This is a genomic window from Saccharothrix syringae (assembly GCF_009498035.1).
In the GTDB taxonomy this organism is placed as follows: Bacteria; Actinomycetota; Actinomycetes; order Mycobacteriales; family Pseudonocardiaceae; genus Actinosynnema; species Actinosynnema syringae.
Window position 1 is genome coordinate 6,414,307 of sequence record NZ_CP034550.1, and the last position, 17,842, is coordinate 6,432,148.

14 protein-coding genes are annotated in these 17,842 nt (G+C 72.9%); 2 read left to right on the top strand and 12 right to left on the bottom strand.

Going from position 1 to position 17,842, the window contains the following annotated elements; translation table 11 throughout:
* Positions 1 to 24: 24 nt before the first annotated feature.
* Together EKG83_RS27365 and EKG83_RS27370 are read right to left on the bottom strand one after the other, a co-directional pair.
* The gene (locus tag EKG83_RS27365; protein WP_033435254.1) at positions 25 to 1,980 is read right to left on the bottom strand and encodes a flavin-containing monooxygenase; all 1,956 of its coding nucleotides are present in this window, start codon (positions 1,978 to 1,980) and stop codon (positions 25 to 27) included.
* Positions 1,981 to 2,026: 46 nt separating this feature from the next.
* Positions 2,027 to 2,860, bottom strand: a complete 834-nt coding sequence (locus EKG83_RS27370) for an IclR family transcriptional regulator (protein WP_033435253.1) — start codon at positions 2,858 to 2,860, stop codon at positions 2,027 to 2,029.
* Positions 2,861 to 3,034: 174 nt separating this feature from the next.
* Here EKG83_RS27370 and EKG83_RS27375 point away from each other — a divergent pair, with 174 nt between their 5' ends.
* Entirely contained in the window at positions 3,035 to 3,634 is a 600-nt protein-coding gene (locus EKG83_RS27375; protein WP_033435252.1) for a TetR/AcrR family transcriptional regulator, read from the top strand.
* Positions 3,635 to 3,638: 4 nt separating this feature from the next.
* Here EKG83_RS27375 and EKG83_RS27380 read toward each other — a convergent pair whose 3' ends face one another.
* From EKG83_RS27380 to EKG83_RS27425, 10 genes are all read right to left on the bottom strand, one after another.
* A complete protein-coding gene (locus EKG83_RS27380) occupies positions 3,639 to 4,829 on the bottom strand; it encodes a CaiB/BaiF CoA transferase family protein (RefSeq protein ID WP_033435268.1) in 1,191 nt (396 codons plus the stop codon).
* On the bottom strand, positions 4,826 to 5,839 hold the full coding sequence (locus tag EKG83_RS27385) for an acyl-CoA dehydrogenase family protein (protein ID WP_033435251.1): 1,014 nt from the start codon (positions 5,837 to 5,839) through the stop codon (positions 4,826 to 4,828). Before EKG83_RS27385 ends, EKG83_RS27380 begins: the two co-directional genes overlap by 4 nt.
* The gene (locus EKG83_RS27390) at positions 5,836 to 6,984 is read right to left on the bottom strand and encodes an acyl-CoA dehydrogenase family protein (RefSeq protein ID WP_051766921.1); all 1,149 of its coding nucleotides are present in this window, start codon (positions 6,982 to 6,984) and stop codon (positions 5,836 to 5,838) included. Before EKG83_RS27390 ends, EKG83_RS27385 begins: the two co-directional genes overlap by 4 nt.
* 80 nt (positions 6,985 to 7,064) lie before the next feature.
* The gene (locus tag EKG83_RS27395) at positions 7,065 to 7,751 is read right to left on the bottom strand and encodes a GntR family transcriptional regulator (protein ID WP_033435250.1); all 687 of its coding nucleotides are present in this window, start codon (positions 7,749 to 7,751) and stop codon (positions 7,065 to 7,067) included.
* A gap of 82 nt (positions 7,752 to 7,833) precedes the next feature.
* The gene (locus tag EKG83_RS27400) at positions 7,834 to 8,580 is read right to left on the bottom strand and encodes an SDR family NAD(P)-dependent oxidoreductase (protein WP_033435249.1); all 747 of its coding nucleotides are present in this window, start codon (positions 8,578 to 8,580) and stop codon (positions 7,834 to 7,836) included.
* A gap of 41 nt (positions 8,581 to 8,621) precedes the next feature.
* The gene (locus tag EKG83_RS27405; protein ID WP_033435248.1) at positions 8,622 to 9,011 is read right to left on the bottom strand and encodes a VOC family protein; all 390 of its coding nucleotides are present in this window, start codon (positions 9,009 to 9,011) and stop codon (positions 8,622 to 8,624) included.
* A gap of 94 nt (positions 9,012 to 9,105) precedes the next feature.
* Complete coding sequence (locus tag EKG83_RS27410) at positions 9,106 to 10,560, bottom strand: NAD-dependent epimerase/dehydratase family protein (RefSeq protein ID WP_153278473.1); 1,455 nt, start codon at positions 10,558 to 10,560, stop codon at positions 9,106 to 9,108.
* Between the two features lie 8 nt (positions 10,561 to 10,568).
* Positions 10,569 to 12,818: a glycoside hydrolase family 3 C-terminal domain-containing protein gene (locus EKG83_RS27415; protein WP_033435246.1), complete on the bottom strand. Its 2,250-nt coding sequence runs from the start codon at positions 12,816 to 12,818 to the stop codon at positions 10,569 to 10,571.
* A complete protein-coding gene (locus tag EKG83_RS27420; protein WP_033435245.1) occupies positions 12,815 to 15,307 on the bottom strand; it encodes an alpha-L-rhamnosidase in 2,493 nt (830 codons plus the stop codon). Before EKG83_RS27420 ends, EKG83_RS27415 begins: the two co-directional genes overlap by 4 nt.
* A gap of 23 nt (positions 15,308 to 15,330) precedes the next feature.
* A complete protein-coding gene (locus EKG83_RS27425) occupies positions 15,331 to 16,668 on the bottom strand; it encodes an MFS transporter (protein WP_084717120.1) in 1,338 nt (445 codons plus the stop codon).
* A 124-nt stretch (positions 16,669 to 16,792) separates the two neighbouring features.
* On the opposite strand from EKG83_RS27425, the gene EKG83_RS27430 reads away from it, so the two are divergent.
* Complete coding sequence (locus EKG83_RS27430) at positions 16,793 to 17,797, top strand: LacI family DNA-binding transcriptional regulator (RefSeq protein WP_033435265.1); 1,005 nt, start codon at positions 16,793 to 16,795, stop codon at positions 17,795 to 17,797.
* Positions 17,798 to 17,842: the final 45 nt, after the last annotated feature.

Below are 17,842 nucleotides of genomic sequence, written 5' to 3' on the forward strand. Positions count from 1 at the left end.
TGCCCGGCGACGCCCCGGGGCATGTCATGCCCGCACGGTGGGCGTGAACGCGTAGTCCCGCGGCTCGGGGGCGCGCAGCATGGTCCAGTAGTCGACCAGTCGCCACGGGCAGGTCACCCACGCGCGCCCGTTCTTGTTGCGGTAGTAGCCGTTGGCGGTGCCGCCGTGCTGCCACACGGTCTTGTCCAGCGACTCGTCCACGCGGCGGTTGTAGTCGTCGGTGGCCTCGGGGGTCGGCTCCATCGCGGCGAGGTCGTTCTCCACCAGGTACTGCAGGCTCTCCACGACGTAGTGGACGTGCTCTTCGCTGGTGATGTTGTGCCCGCCGCCGTGGTTGGGCGCGGCGTTGGGGCCGGCGGTGACGAAGAGGTTGGGGAAGCCGGGGACGGTGATGCCGAGGTAGGCGCGCGGGTCCTGGTCGGCCCACGCCTCGGACAGCTTCAGCCCGTCGCGGCCGACGACGTCGAGGAAGCCCAGGTACTCCAGCTTGAAGCCGGTGGCCCAGATGATGACGTCGGCCTCGATGAACTCGCCCTCGGTGGTGATCACCCCGTCGGGGCGGATCTCGCGGAACGCGGCGCGGTGCACGGTGACGTGGTCGCGCTTGACCGCCTCGAAGAAGCCGGGGTCCTTGACGATGCGCTTGGCGAACGGCGGGAAGTCCGGGGTCAGCTTCTCCTTGAGGGCCGGGCGGTCGGCGAAGGAGCGCTCCAGGTGGTCCAGGCAGACCTGCATGACCGCGTCGTTGGCCGGGGACGCCGAGACGTGGGTGGCATACCAGTCCTCGTCGATGCGGGCGATCGGCCAGCCCTTGTCGGCGGCCCACCAGTAGGACTTGAGCCGGAACCACTGGTGGTAGTAGGGGATGTTCTCCAGGGCCCACCGCGCGCCCTCGGGGACGTCGGCGGCGACAGCGCGCTCGGGGATGACCCAGTGGGGCTGACGGGCGACGACGTGGAGCGCCTCGACCTGGTCGACCGCGGCGGCCACGACCTGCACGGAGGTGCAGCCGGCACCGAGAACGACGACCTTCTTGCCGGTCAGGTCGACCTCGGACCGCCACTGCGCGGTGTGCATGGTCTGTCCTCGAAAGGTCTCCGCCCCCGGGACGTCGGGGATCGAGGCGGCGTTGAGCACACCGGTGGCGGTGACCACGGCGTTGGCGCGGTGGGTGCGCGTCACGCCGTCCGCCCCGCGCACGGTGAGCGTCCACGCCCGGTCGGCCTCGTCCCAGGTGCAGCCGAGCACTTCGGTGGAGAAGGAGATGTTGCGGTGCAGGTCGTACTTGCGGGCCACGCCGCGCAGGTACTCCAGGTACTCGGGCCCGGTCGGGTAGTACTTCGACCAGGTCGGGTTCAGCTCGAACGAGTACGAGTAGAAGTGGCTGGGGGTGTCGACCGCCGCGCCGGGGTAGGTGTTGCGCGACCAGGTGCCACCGAGGTCGTCGCTCTTCTCGAACACGTGGTAGCGGAAACCGGCCTCGCCGAGTTTGATCGCGGCGTTGAGGCCGATCATGCCGGAGCCGATGACGGCGACGGTGAAGTCCTCCGGCGGGCGGCGGGTGGTGGGCACCACGCGGCGGGCGGGTTCGAACCCGCCCTGCTCGCGCAGGTGGGCCACGTACTCGGCGTCCACCGTGTCGTTGGCGCAGACCCCGGCGAGCCGGCGGAACAGCTCGTCGTCGGGGACGCCCAGGCGCGGCACGAGCGAGGTGCCCAGCAGGCGGCGGGCGCGGTCGCGGACCTCGGCGGCGATCTCCTCCGGGTACTGGCCCAACCACGCCGCGCCGGCGGCGGCGCGGTGCCCGGCGAGCTCGGCTTCGAACTCGTCGACGAGCGCGGTGTCCCCGGTCAGGTGCACCAGGGCGGCGAGCAGGGCTCCCGGCTCGGCGGCGTCGACGGCGGCGGCCAGGGCGTCCGGGTCGACGCCGGTCACGGGCGAGACGACGTAGGTGGGCTGGTCGTGGGTGATCACGGTCATCGGGACACCGGTTCCTCGTGGTGGATCGAAGCGACGGGTGCGCGGTTCAACCGCGGGCGACGGCGGTCAGCGCGTCGGCGAGCGGCAGGGCCGCGTGGACGGGGCGGGTGGGCCGCCCGCGCAGGCGGGTCACGCCGAAGGCGGCGTACCAGATGTCGGTGGCGGCCCGGCGCACGGCGGCGACGGCCCGGTCGACGGGGACGGCGGTCGCGGGTCCGCACAGCGACAGGGCCGCGGACAGCCCGTCCTCGGACGGGCCGATGGCGGCGGCGACCGCCGTGACGCCGGCGGAGCAGCCTTCGGCGTCCACGGCGACGCCGTCGCGGTCGCGGACCCGGTCGATCTCGCGTCGCAGGTCGGCTTCGGTGCGGACCCCGCCGGGCGTGGCGGGCGGGGGGTAGGATAGGGCGGGCCAGTCGGCGTCGTCGAGCTGGGCGAGCAGGGCGCGGCCCGCGGCCGAGTGCACGGCGGGTTGCCGGGCTCCCAGCCGCCAGCCCTCGCCCTTCTCCGGCCAGCCGCCGATGCGCTCCAGGTGCAGCACGTCGCCCGACTGCAGGGCGCTGAGGTGGACGGTCAACCCGGTCGAGCGGTGCAGGGCGTGCATGTGGGGCAGGGCGGCCTGGTGCACGCCGTCGCGGCGCACGACCTGGGACCCCAGCTCGAACATGCGGATGCCCAACGCGTATTCGAAGCCCCGGCGCTCGATCCAACCGAGGTCGACCAGGCGACCCAGGATGCGGTGCGCCGACGAGCGGGGCAGTCCCGCGCGCCGGGAGACCTCGGCCAGGGTGAACCGGTGGCCGCCGTCGAAGACCTGGAGCAGGGAGGCCACCCGGTCGATCATCGCGGTGGGCGCGTCGTTGCTCCGGGCCGTCGTCATCGGCACCTCCCGGCGACATCGCCTTCTTGCACAATCTGCCGATATGGCAGAAACTGACAGGTGTGAGCCTAGCCGCACCTGGTCATCGTGTAAACAAATCGTGTCCAATTTCCGCATACGATCCTGCATCCATTAATGTTTTCGCAGGTACAGGGCTTGTGAAGAGGTGCCGTCGTGGCCAAGGGTGAGCGCCCGACGCTGACCGAGCGGCGTGCCGAGGAGCTGCGCACCGCGATCGCCCGCACCGCGATGGAGATCTTCGTGGCCGACGGCGACACCTCGGCGAAGGTCGAGCGCATCGCCGAGGCCGCCGGCGTCTCCCCGCGCACCTTCCACCGCCACTTCCCCGTCAAGGAGGACGTGGTGCGCCCGCTGTTCCGCGCCACCTCCGAGGCCGTCGCGGACGCCCTGCGGGACGTCCCCGACACCACCGACCCGGTCGAGGCACTCGTCGCGGCCTGGACCGCCGCCATGCCCGGCGGCCGGATCAGCGAGTTCGACCGGCGCTTCCTCACCCTGATGGTGACCACCCCGGAGTACCGACTGCGCTGGCAGGAGGCCGACGAGGAGCTGTGCGAGGTGATCGCCGGGTACCTCGACCGGCGCCTGCCGGCGGGCGGGCACCCGCTGCACCGCACGCTGCCCGCCTACCTGGTCGTGCACGCCACCCGGCACGTCTTCGAGCACTGGATCACGTCCGGCTCCGACGAGGACCTAGACGCGCTGCTGCGCGACGCGCTGCGGATGGTGCTGGCGGGCGCGGCCGTGCGGTGAACCCTCAGCCGAGCGCCCCGCACTCGCGCAGCGCCGCGAGGTCCTCGGCCCGGTAGCCATGGGCGGCCAGGACGCGTTCGGTGTCCGTCCCCCGGGCGGCGGGGGCGCGGGGTGGCACCGAGGCCGAGCGGCCGAGCTTGATCGGCACGCCGATCCCCCGGTAATCGCCGTCGGAGACCACCATCCCCCGGTGCCGCACCTGCGGCGCGGCCAGCGCGGCGGCGACGTCGTTGACCGGGCTCGCGGGAACCCCTCGCGCTCGCAGCGCCTCGGCCAGCTCGCCGGCGTCCCGGGCGCGGAACAGCGGTTCGAGCAGGGCCAGCAGCTCGGCACGGTGCCCGACCCGGTCCCGGTTGCGCAGGAACCGCGCGTCACCGGCCAGGTCGGGCCGACCCAGCACGTCAGTGAGCGCGGCGAAGTGGGCGTCGCTGGCCGCCGCCACGAACAGGCTGCCGCCGCGGGCGGTGTGGAACACCTGGTAGGGCGCGACGGTCGGGTGCGCGGCCCCGGTGCGCACCGGCACGGCCCCGGACGCGAGGTGGGCGGCGGAGTGCGGGTGCATCAGCGACACCACGGCGTCGACCAGCGTGATGTCCACCAGCTGTCCGCGGCCGCTGACCGCCCGCTCGGTCAGGGCCAGCAGGACGCCGGCGAACGCCTGGTGCGCGGCGGTGATGTCCACGATCGGCACGCCGACGCGCAGCGGGTCGCCGTCCGGTTCGCCGTTGACGCTCATCAGCCCGCCGTGGGCCTGGAGCACCGCGTCGTAGCCCGGTTCCCCGCCCAGCGGGCCGTCCACTCCGTAGCCGGTGATGCGGCAGTACACCAGGCGCGGGAACCGCGCGGCCAGCCGCGACTCGTAGCCCAGGCCCCAGCGGTCCATGGTCCCGGCCTTGAAGTTCTCCACGACCACGTCCGCGCCGGCGATGAGGTCGAGCACCACCTCACGGGCCCGCTCGACCTTGAGGTCGAGCACGATGTTGGCCTTGTTGCGGTTGAGCCCCTGGTAGTAGGCGCTGGTGGTCTGCTCCTCGTCCACGAACGGCGGTCCCCAGCGGCGGGTCTCGTCACCCGCCGGGGGTTCGACCTTGACCACCTCGGCACCGTGGTCGGCGAGCATCTGCGTGCACAGCGGCCCGGCCAGCACCCGGCTCAGGTCCAGCACCTTCAGGCCGCGCAGCGCTCCCCCGCTCATCGAGCGCCCCCGCTGACCGTCGACCACCACGAGCCTTGCCCCGCCACGGCGGCGGCCAGCCGGTCCTGCCAGTGGGCCTCGTTGCCGAACTCCTCTCGCCACGACCACAGCCGCGTGGTCGCCGCACCGAGGTGGTGCTCGGCGGAGTAGCCGAGCGCACCGTGCAGTTGGTGGCCGATCGTGGCGACGACGTGCGCTCCGGCCGACGTGGTGGCCTTGGCGGCGGCCACGGCGACCTCGGCCCGGTCGTGCGCCTCGACCGCGAGCAGTGCGGCGTCGGCGCTGATCCGCATGGCGGTGACCTCCGCCGCGAGCGCGGCCAGGTGCTGCTGCACGGCCTGGAAGCGGGCCAGTGGGCGGCCGAACTGCTCGCGTTCGGCGACGTACCGCCGGGCGGACACCAACACCGCGCGTGCCGCGCCCGCCAGCTGCACCGACCGCGCCAGCGCCCCTCTCAGCCGCAGCTCGTCGGCGTCGATCCCGACCGGTGCGGAGGCGACGGCCTCGACGTCGTCGAGCACCGCGGTGTCACGCGGTTCCCCGGCGAGGTTCTCCGCCTGCTCGACCTCGCCGACCGGCAGCACGGCCACGAACAGGTCGTCACCGTCCCGGGCGAGGGTGACGACGTGGTCGGCGTGCCGCGCCCACGGCACGGCCGCCCGACCCGACAGCCGCAGCCTACCGCCGCGCCGGTGCGCCCCGACCTCGTCGACCGCGGCCACGACCAGACCACCGGGCACGTCCAGACCGGCGCGGGCCAGCAGCCACCCGGCCAGGAACGCCGACTCGGCGACCGGCGCCCCGGCGGTGTGGAAGGCGACGAGGTCGACCACGACCGCGAGGTCGCGCAGTCCCCCGCCGCTGCCGCCGAGCTCCTCGGGCACGCCCAGCAGGTGGAAGCCGGTGTCGGCCAGGTCCCTCCACAGCGCGGCGTCGAAACCACCCGTCGCGCGTCCCTGGAGGATCGCGCCCACGGCGGCGCGGATCTCCTCGTGCAGCTCGTCGTTCACCGGACCCCCAGACCGCGGGCCACGACGGACCGCAGGATCTCGTTCGTGCCGCCGCGCAGGGTGAACGCCGGGGTGTGCGGGACCGCCTCGGCGAGCAGCCCCGCGAGTCCGTCCGCACCCGGTCGGGGTTCGACGCCCGCCACCCGTCGCACGGTCTCCACGATGTCACCCTCGAAGCGCGAACCGAGGTCCTTGACCAGGGCCGCGGCCACCTCGGGGGATCGGCCCGCCGCCAGCGCCGCGGCCACGGCCAGCGAGAGCTGCCGCAGCGTCCAGGCGCGGGCGGTAAGCCTTCCGACCTCGCGCGCGGCCACCGGGTCGCTCCCGCGCAGCCCCGACGCCCACGCCTGGAGCAGCGGTGCGGTGCTGAGGAACCGCTCGGGCCCGGAGCGCTCGTGAGCCAGCTCCGCGACGACCTGCCGCCAGCCCGCGCCCCGCTCGCCCAGCAGCGCGCCGGCCGGGACGACGGCGTGGTCCAGGACGACCTCGTTGAAGTGGTGCTCGCCGTCGATCGTCGTGATCGGCCGGACGTGCACCGCGGGGTGCGGCAGGTCGACCACGAACTGCGACAGGCCGGCGTGCCGGTCACCGGGTGCGCCATCGGTGCGGGCGAGCAGCACGATCGCGTGGGCGAAGTGCGCGCCGGTGGTCCACAGCTTGGTGCCGGTGATCTCCCAGCCGCCGTCCACCTCACGGGCGCGGGTGCGCACGGCGGCCAGGTCGGAACCCGCGTCCGGCTCGCTCATGCCGATGGCGAAGAAGCACTCGCCGCGGGCGATGCCCGGCAGGTAGCGCCGCCGCTGCTCCTCGGTGCCGTTGCGCAGGATCGAGGGGGCCATCTGGCGGTCGGCGATCCAGTGCGCGGCGACCGGCGCACCCGCCACCAGCAGTTCCTCGACCACCGCGAAGCGCTCCAGCGGGGAGCGGTCGTGGCCGTCGTAGCGGGCGGGCAGGGTCATGCCCAGCCAGCCGCGCGCGCCGAGCCGCCTGCTGAAGGTCGGGTCGGCGGCGGACATCCAGGCGTCGCTGCGCGGCCGGAACGCCCCGGCGGCGCGCTGGTCGTCGAGGAACTGCCGCACCTCGTCCCGGAGTCGGAGCTCCGCGTCGCCGGGGCGGTGGGCGGCGAGGTCGATCGTGGCTGTCACCCGGACTCCTCTCTCGGGGTCCAGGCCAGACTAGAAAATTGGATCCAATCCTGTATCCGTCGTTCCGCTGAGTGGACGCCTCATCCGGCCGACGGCCGGGGAACCGCGCCCGCCCCGAACATCAACGACAGCTGCGCCTCCGAGCCGGCGCGGTGGGTGTCCATCAACTCGACCAGGCGTTCCAGGTCGCCCGAGCCCAATGCGGCCAGCATGTCCCGGTGCTCGGCGAGGATGCGTGCCCGCGCGGCCTCGTCGTAGAGGTACACCGCGTGGTAGGGCAACGCCCACGTCCAGATGCGGTTGATCTCGGCGACCACCAGGTTCAGCCCGCTCAGCCCGAAGATCGCCTGGTGGAAGGCGCTGTTGGCCTCCCGCATCCGGGGCAGGTCCAGATCGGCGGCGGCCCGTTCGACGTCCTCGGCGAACGACCGGATCCGGTCCAGCTGCCCGGTACCCGGCCGCGGCAGGCTGCGGATCACCTCGGTCTCCAGCAGCCGCCGCATCAGGTACACCTGGTCGAACTCCGGGCGGCTCAACCGCGCCACGGCGAAGCCCACGTTGTGCTCGTGCGCCACCAGCCCGTCGGCGACCAGCTGCCGCAGGCCCTCGCGCACCGGCAGCCGGCTCACCCCGAGCACGGCGGCCATCTGCTCCTGCCGGATCTGCTGACCCGGCAGCAGGTCACCCGAGACGATCATCCGCTTGATGCCGTCGACCACGCGCGACACGGCCTGGTCCGCGGCGTCGGCGCTCCTCTTGGCGGGCATGGGCACTCCTCACGATCCGCACCACCGTACGGTGCGCGGCCGGGTGGGCGGTGACGGCGCACCGGTCCCGCCCACCCGCCGGTCAGGACGTGACGCTGCCGCCGTTGAGGTCGAGGATCTGCCCCGTCAGCCAGGACGCCTCCTGCGAGGCCAGGTAGACCACGGCCGCGCCGACGTCCTCGGGCGTACCCAGTCGCCGGGTGGGGATCTTCTGCGCGAACACCTCGGTGGCCGCCCCGGCGGCGTTGGTCTGCAACCCCAGGGCCAGCGTGTTGACCGTGACACCGGAGGGCGCCAGCTCCTGCGACAGGTGCCGCATGAAGCCCTCCACCCCGCTCTTGCCCGCTCCGTAGAGCGACAGGCCCTGGTCGGAGCCCGTGCGGGCGGCCCCGGAGGAGATCTGCACGATGCGCCCCCACCCGGCCTCGCACATGTCGTCCACGACCGCCGAGACGCAGTTCATCGCGCCGAACAGGTTGATCTCGATCGGCGCGCGCCACCGGCTCGGGTCGAGGGTGCGGAAGTGCCCCTGCCCGAAGTCGGCGGCGATGCCAGCGTTGTGCACCATGATGTTGACGGAACGCCCCAGCCCTTCGCGAGCGCGCGCCACGGCTTCCTTGACCGCCTCGCGGTCGGTGACGTCGAACGGCACCGCCACCGCCACGCCACCGGCCGCCACGATCTCCTCCGCGACCGCCTCGGCCCGCTCGGTGACCAGGTCGTTGACCGCCACCCCCGCGCCCCGTGCCGCCAGGGCGCGGACGATACCCGCGCCCGCGTTCTGACCGGCTCCGGTGACCAGGGCCGCGTGACCCGACAGATCGAACATCGTCGTCCTCTTCCCGTGCGTCGTGGTCGTCGCGACAGCCCTCACGAGCCCTGCACCAGCTCCAGCGCGTGACCCTCCGGATCGGTCACCACGGCCACCCGCATCCCGGTCCCGGGCAGCGTCCTGGGCTCGACGCGCACGGAACCACCGGCCGCCACGGCGGCGCGCACGACCTCGGCGACGTCGGCGACGCCGAAGCCGAGCACGACCTCGCCCGCCGGTGGAACGGCCCGGTCGGGGTAGTGCACCAGCAGCACGGTCGGTCCCGCACCGGCCCCGGCGAGCACGAGCTGCTCGTAGCGGCCCTCGCCCTCACCGCCGGACAGCCGGTGCACGGCCGCCAAGGCGAGGACGAAGCGGTAGAACCCGGCCTGCGCGTCGAGGTCGCCCACGACGACCTTGACGAACGTCAACCGCCCACCGTCGTTCATGGACCCCTCCGGGTAGTGGTGTGTCGCGACGAGTGCAGTAGAGCCGCCGGGTCTCCGGTCCGGTGGCCGGTGTTCCACTGAGCGGGAGTCCGGGTCATCCCGATACCCGGTCGTGCGACGCGTGGGCGGGTTCGAGCTGGGCGAGGAAGGGGTTGCGGTCGGCCTGGCGCGGGTAGCCGGCGACGTCCTTGACGCACTCGGGGCACCAGTGGCCCGCGGTGAGGACCAGGCGGGGACTGCCGGTGAACTCGTGGTCGAACGCGCACCGCCACGACAGCGGGGTGGCGACGTCGCCCTTCGGCACATCGGCGGAGAGTAGCTCTCCCCCGCGGAACGCGGCGGCGTCGCGGTAGTCCGACGCCGTCCACCGGGTGGGGTCCTTGTCCTCGTCGTAGCCGTGGTCCAAGCGGGACGGCGTGCGGTCCGGCTCGACGGGCCGGAAGCTGTCCCAGCCACCGATGGCCTCGAACTCCGCGCGGGAGCCGTAGTAGGCCGCGATCGCCTCCTCGTCCCGGTCGCGGACGTAGGCCATCGTGCCGCGCTGCTTGCGGGTGAGCGGCTTCATGACGAGGTTCTTCACCACCCACGCCGGTACCCGACCCGCCCTCTTCAACGAGGGGTTGGCGCGCAGCGCCCGGTCCAGGGCGGCGTCGAAGCTGTCGCCGCGGAACGGGACCAGCTCCTCCAACCGGTCGGAGTCGGTGTACCACTGGCCGTGGAAGTTGCGGGTGGCGAACCAGTTCCGGTCGTACCAGCGCCTCGGGTCGCCGACACCGAGCGCGCCGGCGATGCACTCCTGGAGCTGCCAGTTGGTCAGCCGCCACGCCTCGCCGCCGCCGATGTTGTAGATCCCGCCCCAGAACTCCTCGGGCACGCCAGGCTCGCAGATGTTGGCCAGCAGGCGGGCGGCGTCCTCGGCCGAGACCCATTCCATGACGCCGCCGAGCGTGGCGTGCGTCATGATCGGGTCGCGGATCTGGAGCATGCCGGGGTGGAAGATGCCGGTCTGGCGCAGCCACGCCCAGCGGGGCAGGCCGGAGTCGACCAATTCCTTCTCGGCGATGACCTTGGTCTGCCCGTACTCGTCGTAGCGGGAGACGCGCAGCGGGTCGCCGACGCGCCCCCAGTGGTGGGGCGGGTTGCGGTCACCGGTCTGCGCGACCGAGCCGATACCGACGACCGCGGTGCGGGCGGGGTCGGGTTGGGCGCGCACGGCACGGACGATGTTGCGGATGCTGCCCACGTTGACCCGGTGGGCCAGTTCGGGGTGGTCGTCGGCGAAGGGCGAGACCACCGCGCCGACGTGCAGCACGAAGTCCGCGCCGCGCACGGAGCGCTCGACCGCGTCGTAGTCGGTCAGGTCGCCGTGGACGACCTGGAGGTTCTGCATGTCCGCGTAGCGGCGGACCACCTCGGCGTCGCGCCCGCCGGGCAGGACCAGGGCCACGACCTCGACGCGGTCGGCGCGTTCGCGGAACTCGTCGAGGACCGCACGGCCCCAGTTGCCCGTGGCACCGGTGAGGAAGACGCGGGTTCGCCTGTTTCGCACGTACGGCCTCACTTCGCCGGGACGGGGGTGGTGCTGAGCGGCATGAGCTGCTCCAGCGTGTCCGGCGCGATGGCGCCGTTGGTGAAGGCGAGGAACTGCCGCATGGGCATGGACTCGACCATCTTGAGCCCGTCGGGGTTCTCGGCGGCCTGCCGCGCGTGCTCCTCGGTCATGCCCGTCCTCATGCGCTCGGTGAGCACGGGCCCGACGGCGGGGTGGGAGAACCAGTCGCCGACGGTCGAGTCCAGGGTGAGCTCCCGGACGACGGGGTCACCGGTCAGGGTGATGGTGGCTTGCGCCGACACCTCGTAGGCGTTGTGGCAGATCTGCACGGCGTACAGGCCTGCCGGTACCACCCATTCCCCGCGTTCGACGTCCCAGTATGCGAAGGCGCGCCGGTCCAGAACGAGCTCGACGGTACGGGTCTCACCGGGTCCGAGCGCCACCTTGGTGAAGGCGCGCAGTTCCCTCAACGGCCGGCGGACGGGACCGGTGTCGGTGGAGACGTAGAGCTGCACGACGTGCTTGCCCGCGCGGTCACCGGTGTTGGCGACCGTCACCCGCACCACAGCCCTGTCGTCGCCGGTCGCCTCGACCTCCAGTCCGGTCGTGGCGAAGCTGGTGTAGGACAGGCCGTGACCGAACGGGTAGCGGACGGGGACGCCGGCGGTGGCGTAGTAGCGGTAGCCGACCAGGACGCCTTCGCCGTAGCGCACGTGCCCCTGCTCGCCGGGGAAGTTCAGCCAGCTGGGGTTGTCCTCCAGCCGCAGCGGGATGGTCTCGGCCAGGTGGCCGGAGGGGTTGACGACCCCGAACAGGACGTCGGCGAGGGCGCCGCCGCCGGCCTGGCCGAGCAGGAAGCCCTCGACCACGGCATCGACGTCGTCGTGCCAGCCCTCCAGCGAGACGACACCGCCGTGGGACAGCACGACGACGGTGCGCGGTGCGACAGCGGCGACCTCGCGGATGACGGCCACCTGGTCGTCGGGCAGCAGGAGGGTGTCGCGGTCGAAGCCCTCCGACTCCTGGCGGTCGCCCAGCCCTGCGAAGACCACGGCGACGTCGGCGTCGCGGGCGGTCCGCACCGCCCCGGCGCGCAGGTCGTCCGCGTCACCCTCGTCGTCGACGGTGAAGCCCTCGGCGTGGGTGACGGTGACGTCCCGCTTCCCCGCCAGGGTTCGGATCTCCTCCAGTGGCAGATCGGTGCGGGTGGTGTTGATGTGCGAGCTGCCGCCGCCCTGGAACCTCGGTGCGGTGGCGAAGGCGCCGATGACGGCCAGGCGGGTACCGGGTCGGACCGGCAGCACCTCCCCGTCGTTCTTCAACAGCACGACCGACTCGGCTGCCAGCTCCCGCGCGAGGGCGTGATGACCCTCGACGTCGAGGTTTCCGGTCGGCTCGTACGGGAGCGCGGTGAGGGCCACGACGCGCCGCACCGACTGGTCCACCAGTGCCTCGTCCAGCCGTCCCGCGCGGACCGCTTCGACGACCTGCGCGTCGGTGGCGCCGCCGCTGCCGGGCATCTCCAGGTCCATGCCCGCGAGGACACCGGCGACGCGGTCGCTGACCGCGCCCCAGTCCGACACCACGGCGCCGCGGAAGCCCCAGTCCTCGCGCAGCACGTCGGTGAGCAGCCACCGGTTGTGCGAGGCGTACACGCCGTTGACCTTGTTGTAGGAGCACATCACCGTGGCCGGGTCGGCGTCGCGGACCACCCGTTCGAAGGCGGGCAGGTAGATCTCGCGCAGCGTGCGCTCGTCCACGTCGGCGCTGACCCGCATCCGCTCGGTCTCCTGGTTGTTCGCCGCGAAGTGCTTCACCGACGCGCCGGGCCCTTCGGCCTGGAGGGCGTTGACGTGGGCCGCGCCGAGCACACCCGACAGCAGCGGGTCCTCGGAGTAGTACTCGAAGTTGCGCCCGCACAGCGGGGAGCGCTTGATGTTCACGCCGGGGCCGAGCACGACCGCGACGCCGAACGCGCGGGCTTCCCGGCCGACGGCGGCGCCGAGGCGGGCGGCCACGTCCGGGTCCCAGCTGGAGCCCACGGCGACGGCGGGCGGGAAGCACGTGGCGGGCCGGCTGCCGTGGATGCCCAGGTGGTCCTGGCCCGCTTCCTGGCAGCGGATGCCGTGCGGGCCGTCGGTCAGCACGATCGACGGGACGCCGGCGTCGTCGATCGGCTTGGTGGTCCAGAAGTCGCGGCCCGACAGCAGGGCCGCTTTCTGCTCCAGCGACAGGGTGGTGGGGTCGATGGTCACGCGGTGGCTCCTTCGGTGGCGGTGGCGAGGGCCTTGGCCAGGTCGTCACGGAGGTCGTCGGAGGCGCCGGGGATGTAGTCGAGCATCGCGCGCACCGTCATGCCGGCGGCTTCCGGGGCGTTGCCGTCGAGCGGGACGCCGGGGAAGTGGACGGCGAACGCCTCGGTGAACAGCCGCCAGGCGACGGGGTTGTCGGCGACCTCGCGCAGCGTCGAGTCCAGGCCGAGGTCGGTCTTGTCGTCGACCGCGACCGCGTACTGCCAGTGGTGCTCGCCCGGGCCGACCTCCTCGGTGACGCGGTCGGGGTGCAGGGGCGGTTCGACCAGGGCGGTCGTGCCCTCGGGCACCTGGACGGCGAGGGTGACCGCGCCGTCGGCGATCTCCCAGGAGACGCGGACCTCGCCGTGGACGGTGTCGTGGCGCAGGGTCGCGGAGGTCAGGCCGCCGCCCGGTCGCGGGGCGACGCGCATCCGCCGGTAGCCGGGTTCGACGGCCGACAGCCCACCGACGACGCGGTGCACCCAGTCCACGACCGCGCCGAGGGCGTAGTGGTTCAGCGAGGTCATGCCGGAGGGGTTGAGCGTGCCGTCGGGACGGATGGAGTCCCACCGCTCCCAGATGGTGGTCGCCCCCTTGGTGACCGGGTAGAGGAACGACGGGCACTGCTGCTCCAGCAGCAGGAGGTAGGCCGCGTCGAGGTGACCCGTGGTCGAGAGCGCGTCGGTGATCAGCGGTGTTCCGGCGAAGCCGGTGGAGATGCGGTAGCCGCCCTGGGCGACCAGTGCGGCGAGCCGGTCGCCCGCTCGGCGCTTCTGCGCCTCGTCGAGGATGTCGAAGCTGATGGCGAGCGCGTAGGCGGTCGCGGACTCGTTGGTGACCCTGCCGTTCGGCGAGACGTGCTCGGCGAGGAAGGCCGCCCGGACGCGGTCGGCGAGCGCGGCGAACTCCGCGGCATCGTCCTCGCGGCCGAGGACGCGGGCCGTCTCCGCCATCCGGTGCGTGGTCCGGCACAGGTAGGCGCTCGCGACCAGGTGCGGGTCGGTCTTGCCGCCGGCGGGGTTGTCGGCCGGGGCGTCCGGGTCCAGCCAGTCGCCGAACTGGAACCCGCTGCTCCACAGGCCGTCGTCGTCGAGGAGTCCGGCGACCTGCCGGGTGAACGCGGCCATCGAGTCGTAGGCGTCGACGAGTATCGACTCCTGGCCGTACTCCCGGTACAGCGTCCAGGGCAGGTTGACCGCGACGTCGCTCCACAGGGCGGTGGGCGAGGACGGGTACGGCAGGATGTCGGGCACGACCCAGGGCACGAAGCCCTTCTCCGCCTGCTCGGCGGCCAGGTCGCGCAGCCACGAACCCAACACGCCGCGCACGTCGTAGAGGAACGCGGCGGTCGGGGCGAAGGCGTTGATGTCGCCGGTCCAGCCCAGCCGCTCGTCGCGCTGCGGGCAGTCGGTGGGCACGCCGACGAAGTTGTCCCGCATCGACCACACCGCGTTGGCGTGCAGACGGTTGAGCAGCGGGTCGGAGGTCTCCAGCCAGCCGGTGCGGCGCATGTCGGAGTGGACGACGACAGCCCGCAGCGAGTCCGGGGCGAGCGCACCGGGCCAGCCGTCGACTTCGACGTAGCGGAAGCCGTGGAAGGTGAAGCGCGGTTGCCAGCTCTCCGGGCCGCCACCACGCAGCGTGCACCGGTCGGTGGCCCGGGCGGTGCGCAGGGTCTTCACGTCGATCTCGCCGTCGGTCATCACCTCGGCATGACGCAGGGTGATCGCGCTACCGGCCTCGCCGGTGACGGTGAACCGGACCCAGCCGGAGACGACCTGACCGAAGTCGACCACCGTCCGGCCGGCCGGGGTGGTGACGACTTCGACCGGGGCCAGTTCCTCGACGCGGCGGATCGGCTCCGCGACCGGCTCGGTGAGCGACTCCAGCGGCCAGTCGAACGCCTCGACCGCCTCCCATCCGGAGTCGTCGAACCCCGGGCGGTCCCAGCCGTCGGGTTCGAGCCGCGCGTCGAACTCCTCGCCGTCGTAGATGCCGTTGGCCCGCACGCCTCCGGTGCCCGCGCGGAAGCCGGTGCCGGTGGTCACCGTCTCGGTGCGGTCGTCGTGCTCCAGCACGAGTTCGAGGTGCAACGCCGGCCGGTCGGCGTAGTGGTTGCGCTTGCCCTCCCAGCCCAGGCGGCCCAGTGCCCAGCCCTGCCCGACGATCGCACCGACCGCGTTGCGCCCGACGACGAGGGCGTCGGTCACGTCGTGGGAGGACACGACGAGCCGGTGCCGGTAGGAGGTCCATCCCGGTGCCAGGACCTCGTCGCCGACGACCGCGCCGTTGAGGTGCGGTTCGACGATGCCCAGGCCGGTCACGCGCAGGGTCGCCCGGGCAGGCCTCTCGGCGAGGTCGAACTCCCGCCGGAAGTACGCCGCCGGTTCGCCTTCGGCGCCGCGGGCGGAGACGGGGGTGATGAAGGCCCCGGTGGTGGGTCGGGTCACGGTGGGACTCCCGGTGGTGCGGTTCAGCGGACGGAACGGATGCGCAGGACGACGAGGCCGCCCAGGACCGTGCAGATCCCGGCGACGACGTAGAGCAGCAGGTAGTTCTGCTCGCCCGCGGCCGAGGCGCCGACGGCGAGGATGAGCGGCGCGAGCAGCGGCGCGACCGCCTGCGGGATGGACGTGGCGAAGGAGATGATCGACATGAAGCGCATGGCCTCGGTGCCGCGCCGCGGGAGCACGTCCAGCAGCAGCGCCTGGTCCACGGCGGAGAAGGTGCCGATGCCGACGGAGGCCAGCAGCGAGCCGACGGCCAGCAGCACGATGCCGTCGGCGAAGGCCATCGTGACGGCCCCCGCGGCGAACACGACCCCGGCGCCCAGCACGAACGCCCGACGACGGCGCAGCCGGTCGGACAGGAAACCCCCACCGATCGCGCCGACGGTGGTCGCCAGGATGCCGAACAGCGAGAGACCGGCGATGACGGGGGCGACCTCCTCCACGCCCACCCCCAGGCGCGAGGCGAAGAAGAACGCGGTGAACGTGGTGTTGAAGGTCAGGCCGAAGTAGAACAGGAAGCGCCCCAGCCAGTTCCAGGCGAAGTCGGTGTGCTCGCGGGGGTCGAAGACCACCTTGGCGAGCAGGCCGCGGGGCGTGAGCCGCTCGCCGCGCGGCACGTGGCGGTTGTCGGGCTCGTGGACGAACACGATGAACGGGACCGTGAGCAGCACGCCGACGGCGCCCGGCACGAGGAACAGCAGCAGGTTGTCACCGGACAGGGCGCCGGAGACCCCGACGCCCAGCACCGGGGCGACCTGGGTGGCGAACCCGGTCAGGCCGGCGACCCTGCCGCGTTGCTCCTCCGGGAGCCGGTCGGCCATCGAGGTCTGCAGGCTGCCGAGGACCAGGCCCCACCCGAGTTGGGCCAGCACCCAGCCGAGCGCGAGCACCACCACGCTGGGCGCGAGGGCCATGACGACGAGGGAGCCGACGCCGATGACCAGGCCGCCGATCATGAAGGGCCGTCGCCGGCCGATCCTGGTCCTGGTGCGGTCGCTCCAGACGCCGACGAAGACGCCGGTCAGCATGGAGGCGGCGGAGCCGGCGCCGGTGACGTAACCGAGGTACTCCTGGTGACCTGGCGCGAGTTGGTCCACGCGGATCGCCAGCGAGATCGCGATCGGCGTGATGAAGGCGACGAAGACGCCGAACTGGCCGAGCACCTGCAACCAGATGTAGCGGGAGCCGACCTTCGCGAGGGGTTCGGCGTCGTCACCCGGCCGCGGGCTGTCCGGCGTCCCGGCGGAGGTCGGTGGGACCGTGGGCAGCGGGGGTGCCGGTGGGGGCGCTGTGTCGCTCATCATGACTCCGTCGTCAGGAACTAGCGCGTGCTAGCAGGTGTGCGCGACGCTACAGTTGGCAACTAGCGCGCGCAAGTAACGGTTGTGGGCACGAGCCGCACCCCGACGGAGGATGATGGTGGCGATGATCGACTCCCGGACACCCGCGAAACGCGTCACCGCCGCCGACGTCGCGCGCTCGCTCGGCCTCTCTCGGGCGACGGTCGGCTTCGTGCTCAACAACACCCCCGGCCAGACGATCTCCGCGCAGACCCGGGAACGGGTGCTCGCCGAGGCCGCCCGCCTGGGGTACCGACCGCACACCGCCGCGCGGGCGCTGGCCAGCGGGCGCAACCGCATCGTGCTGGTCGTGCTGCCCGACTGGCCGCTGGACTTCAGCGTCCGCCGCAACCTGGAGGAGGCGTCGCTCGCGCTGGACGAGGCGGGCTACAGCCTCATCACCTACACCCCGCACCCCACCGGGCAGTCGCGGCCGCTGTGGGAGGTCCTGGAACCCGACGTGGTGCTGTCCTTCACCGGCAGCTTCACCGACGCCCAGGTCGCGTCGATCCGCGCCGCGGGGGTGCGCGCCATGCTCCCCGACCCGGACGCACCGACCGTGGCCCCCTACCCGGAGGAGGGCCCGCTCCTGCAGGTGGGTCACCTCCACGCCCTGGGCCACCGCCGGATCGCCTACGCGGGGTCCTCGGATCCGCGCATCGCCGACCTCGTGGAACTGCGTCGTTCCCGGGCCCGGGAGGCGGCGACGCGGCTGGGCCTGGACCTGGCACCGGGCCACGACCTCCACCCCGGTGACGACGCCGAGGACGCCGTCGCCGGGTGGCGCGCGGCGGGCGTGACAGCCGTGGCCGCCTACAACGACGACGTCGCCGCTACCCTGGTCGGCACGGCGACGCGGATGGGCCTGCTCGTGCCCCGGGACCTGTCGGTCGTCGGCCACGACGACGCGCCGATCGCGTCCATCGTCGAACCCCGGTTGTCGACCGTCCGACTCGACACCGCGGGCCTCGGTCGCTACCTGGCGCGGCTGGCCCTCACCGCGGCCGAGGGTCGGGAACCACCGCAGCAGCCGACGGCCGCCGGCCCCCTGCTCGTGCAGCGGGCCTCCACGGCCGCACCCGGAGCCTGACCGGTCACCGGGCACGCGGGAGGTTCGCCCGGCGTCGAGCCACCG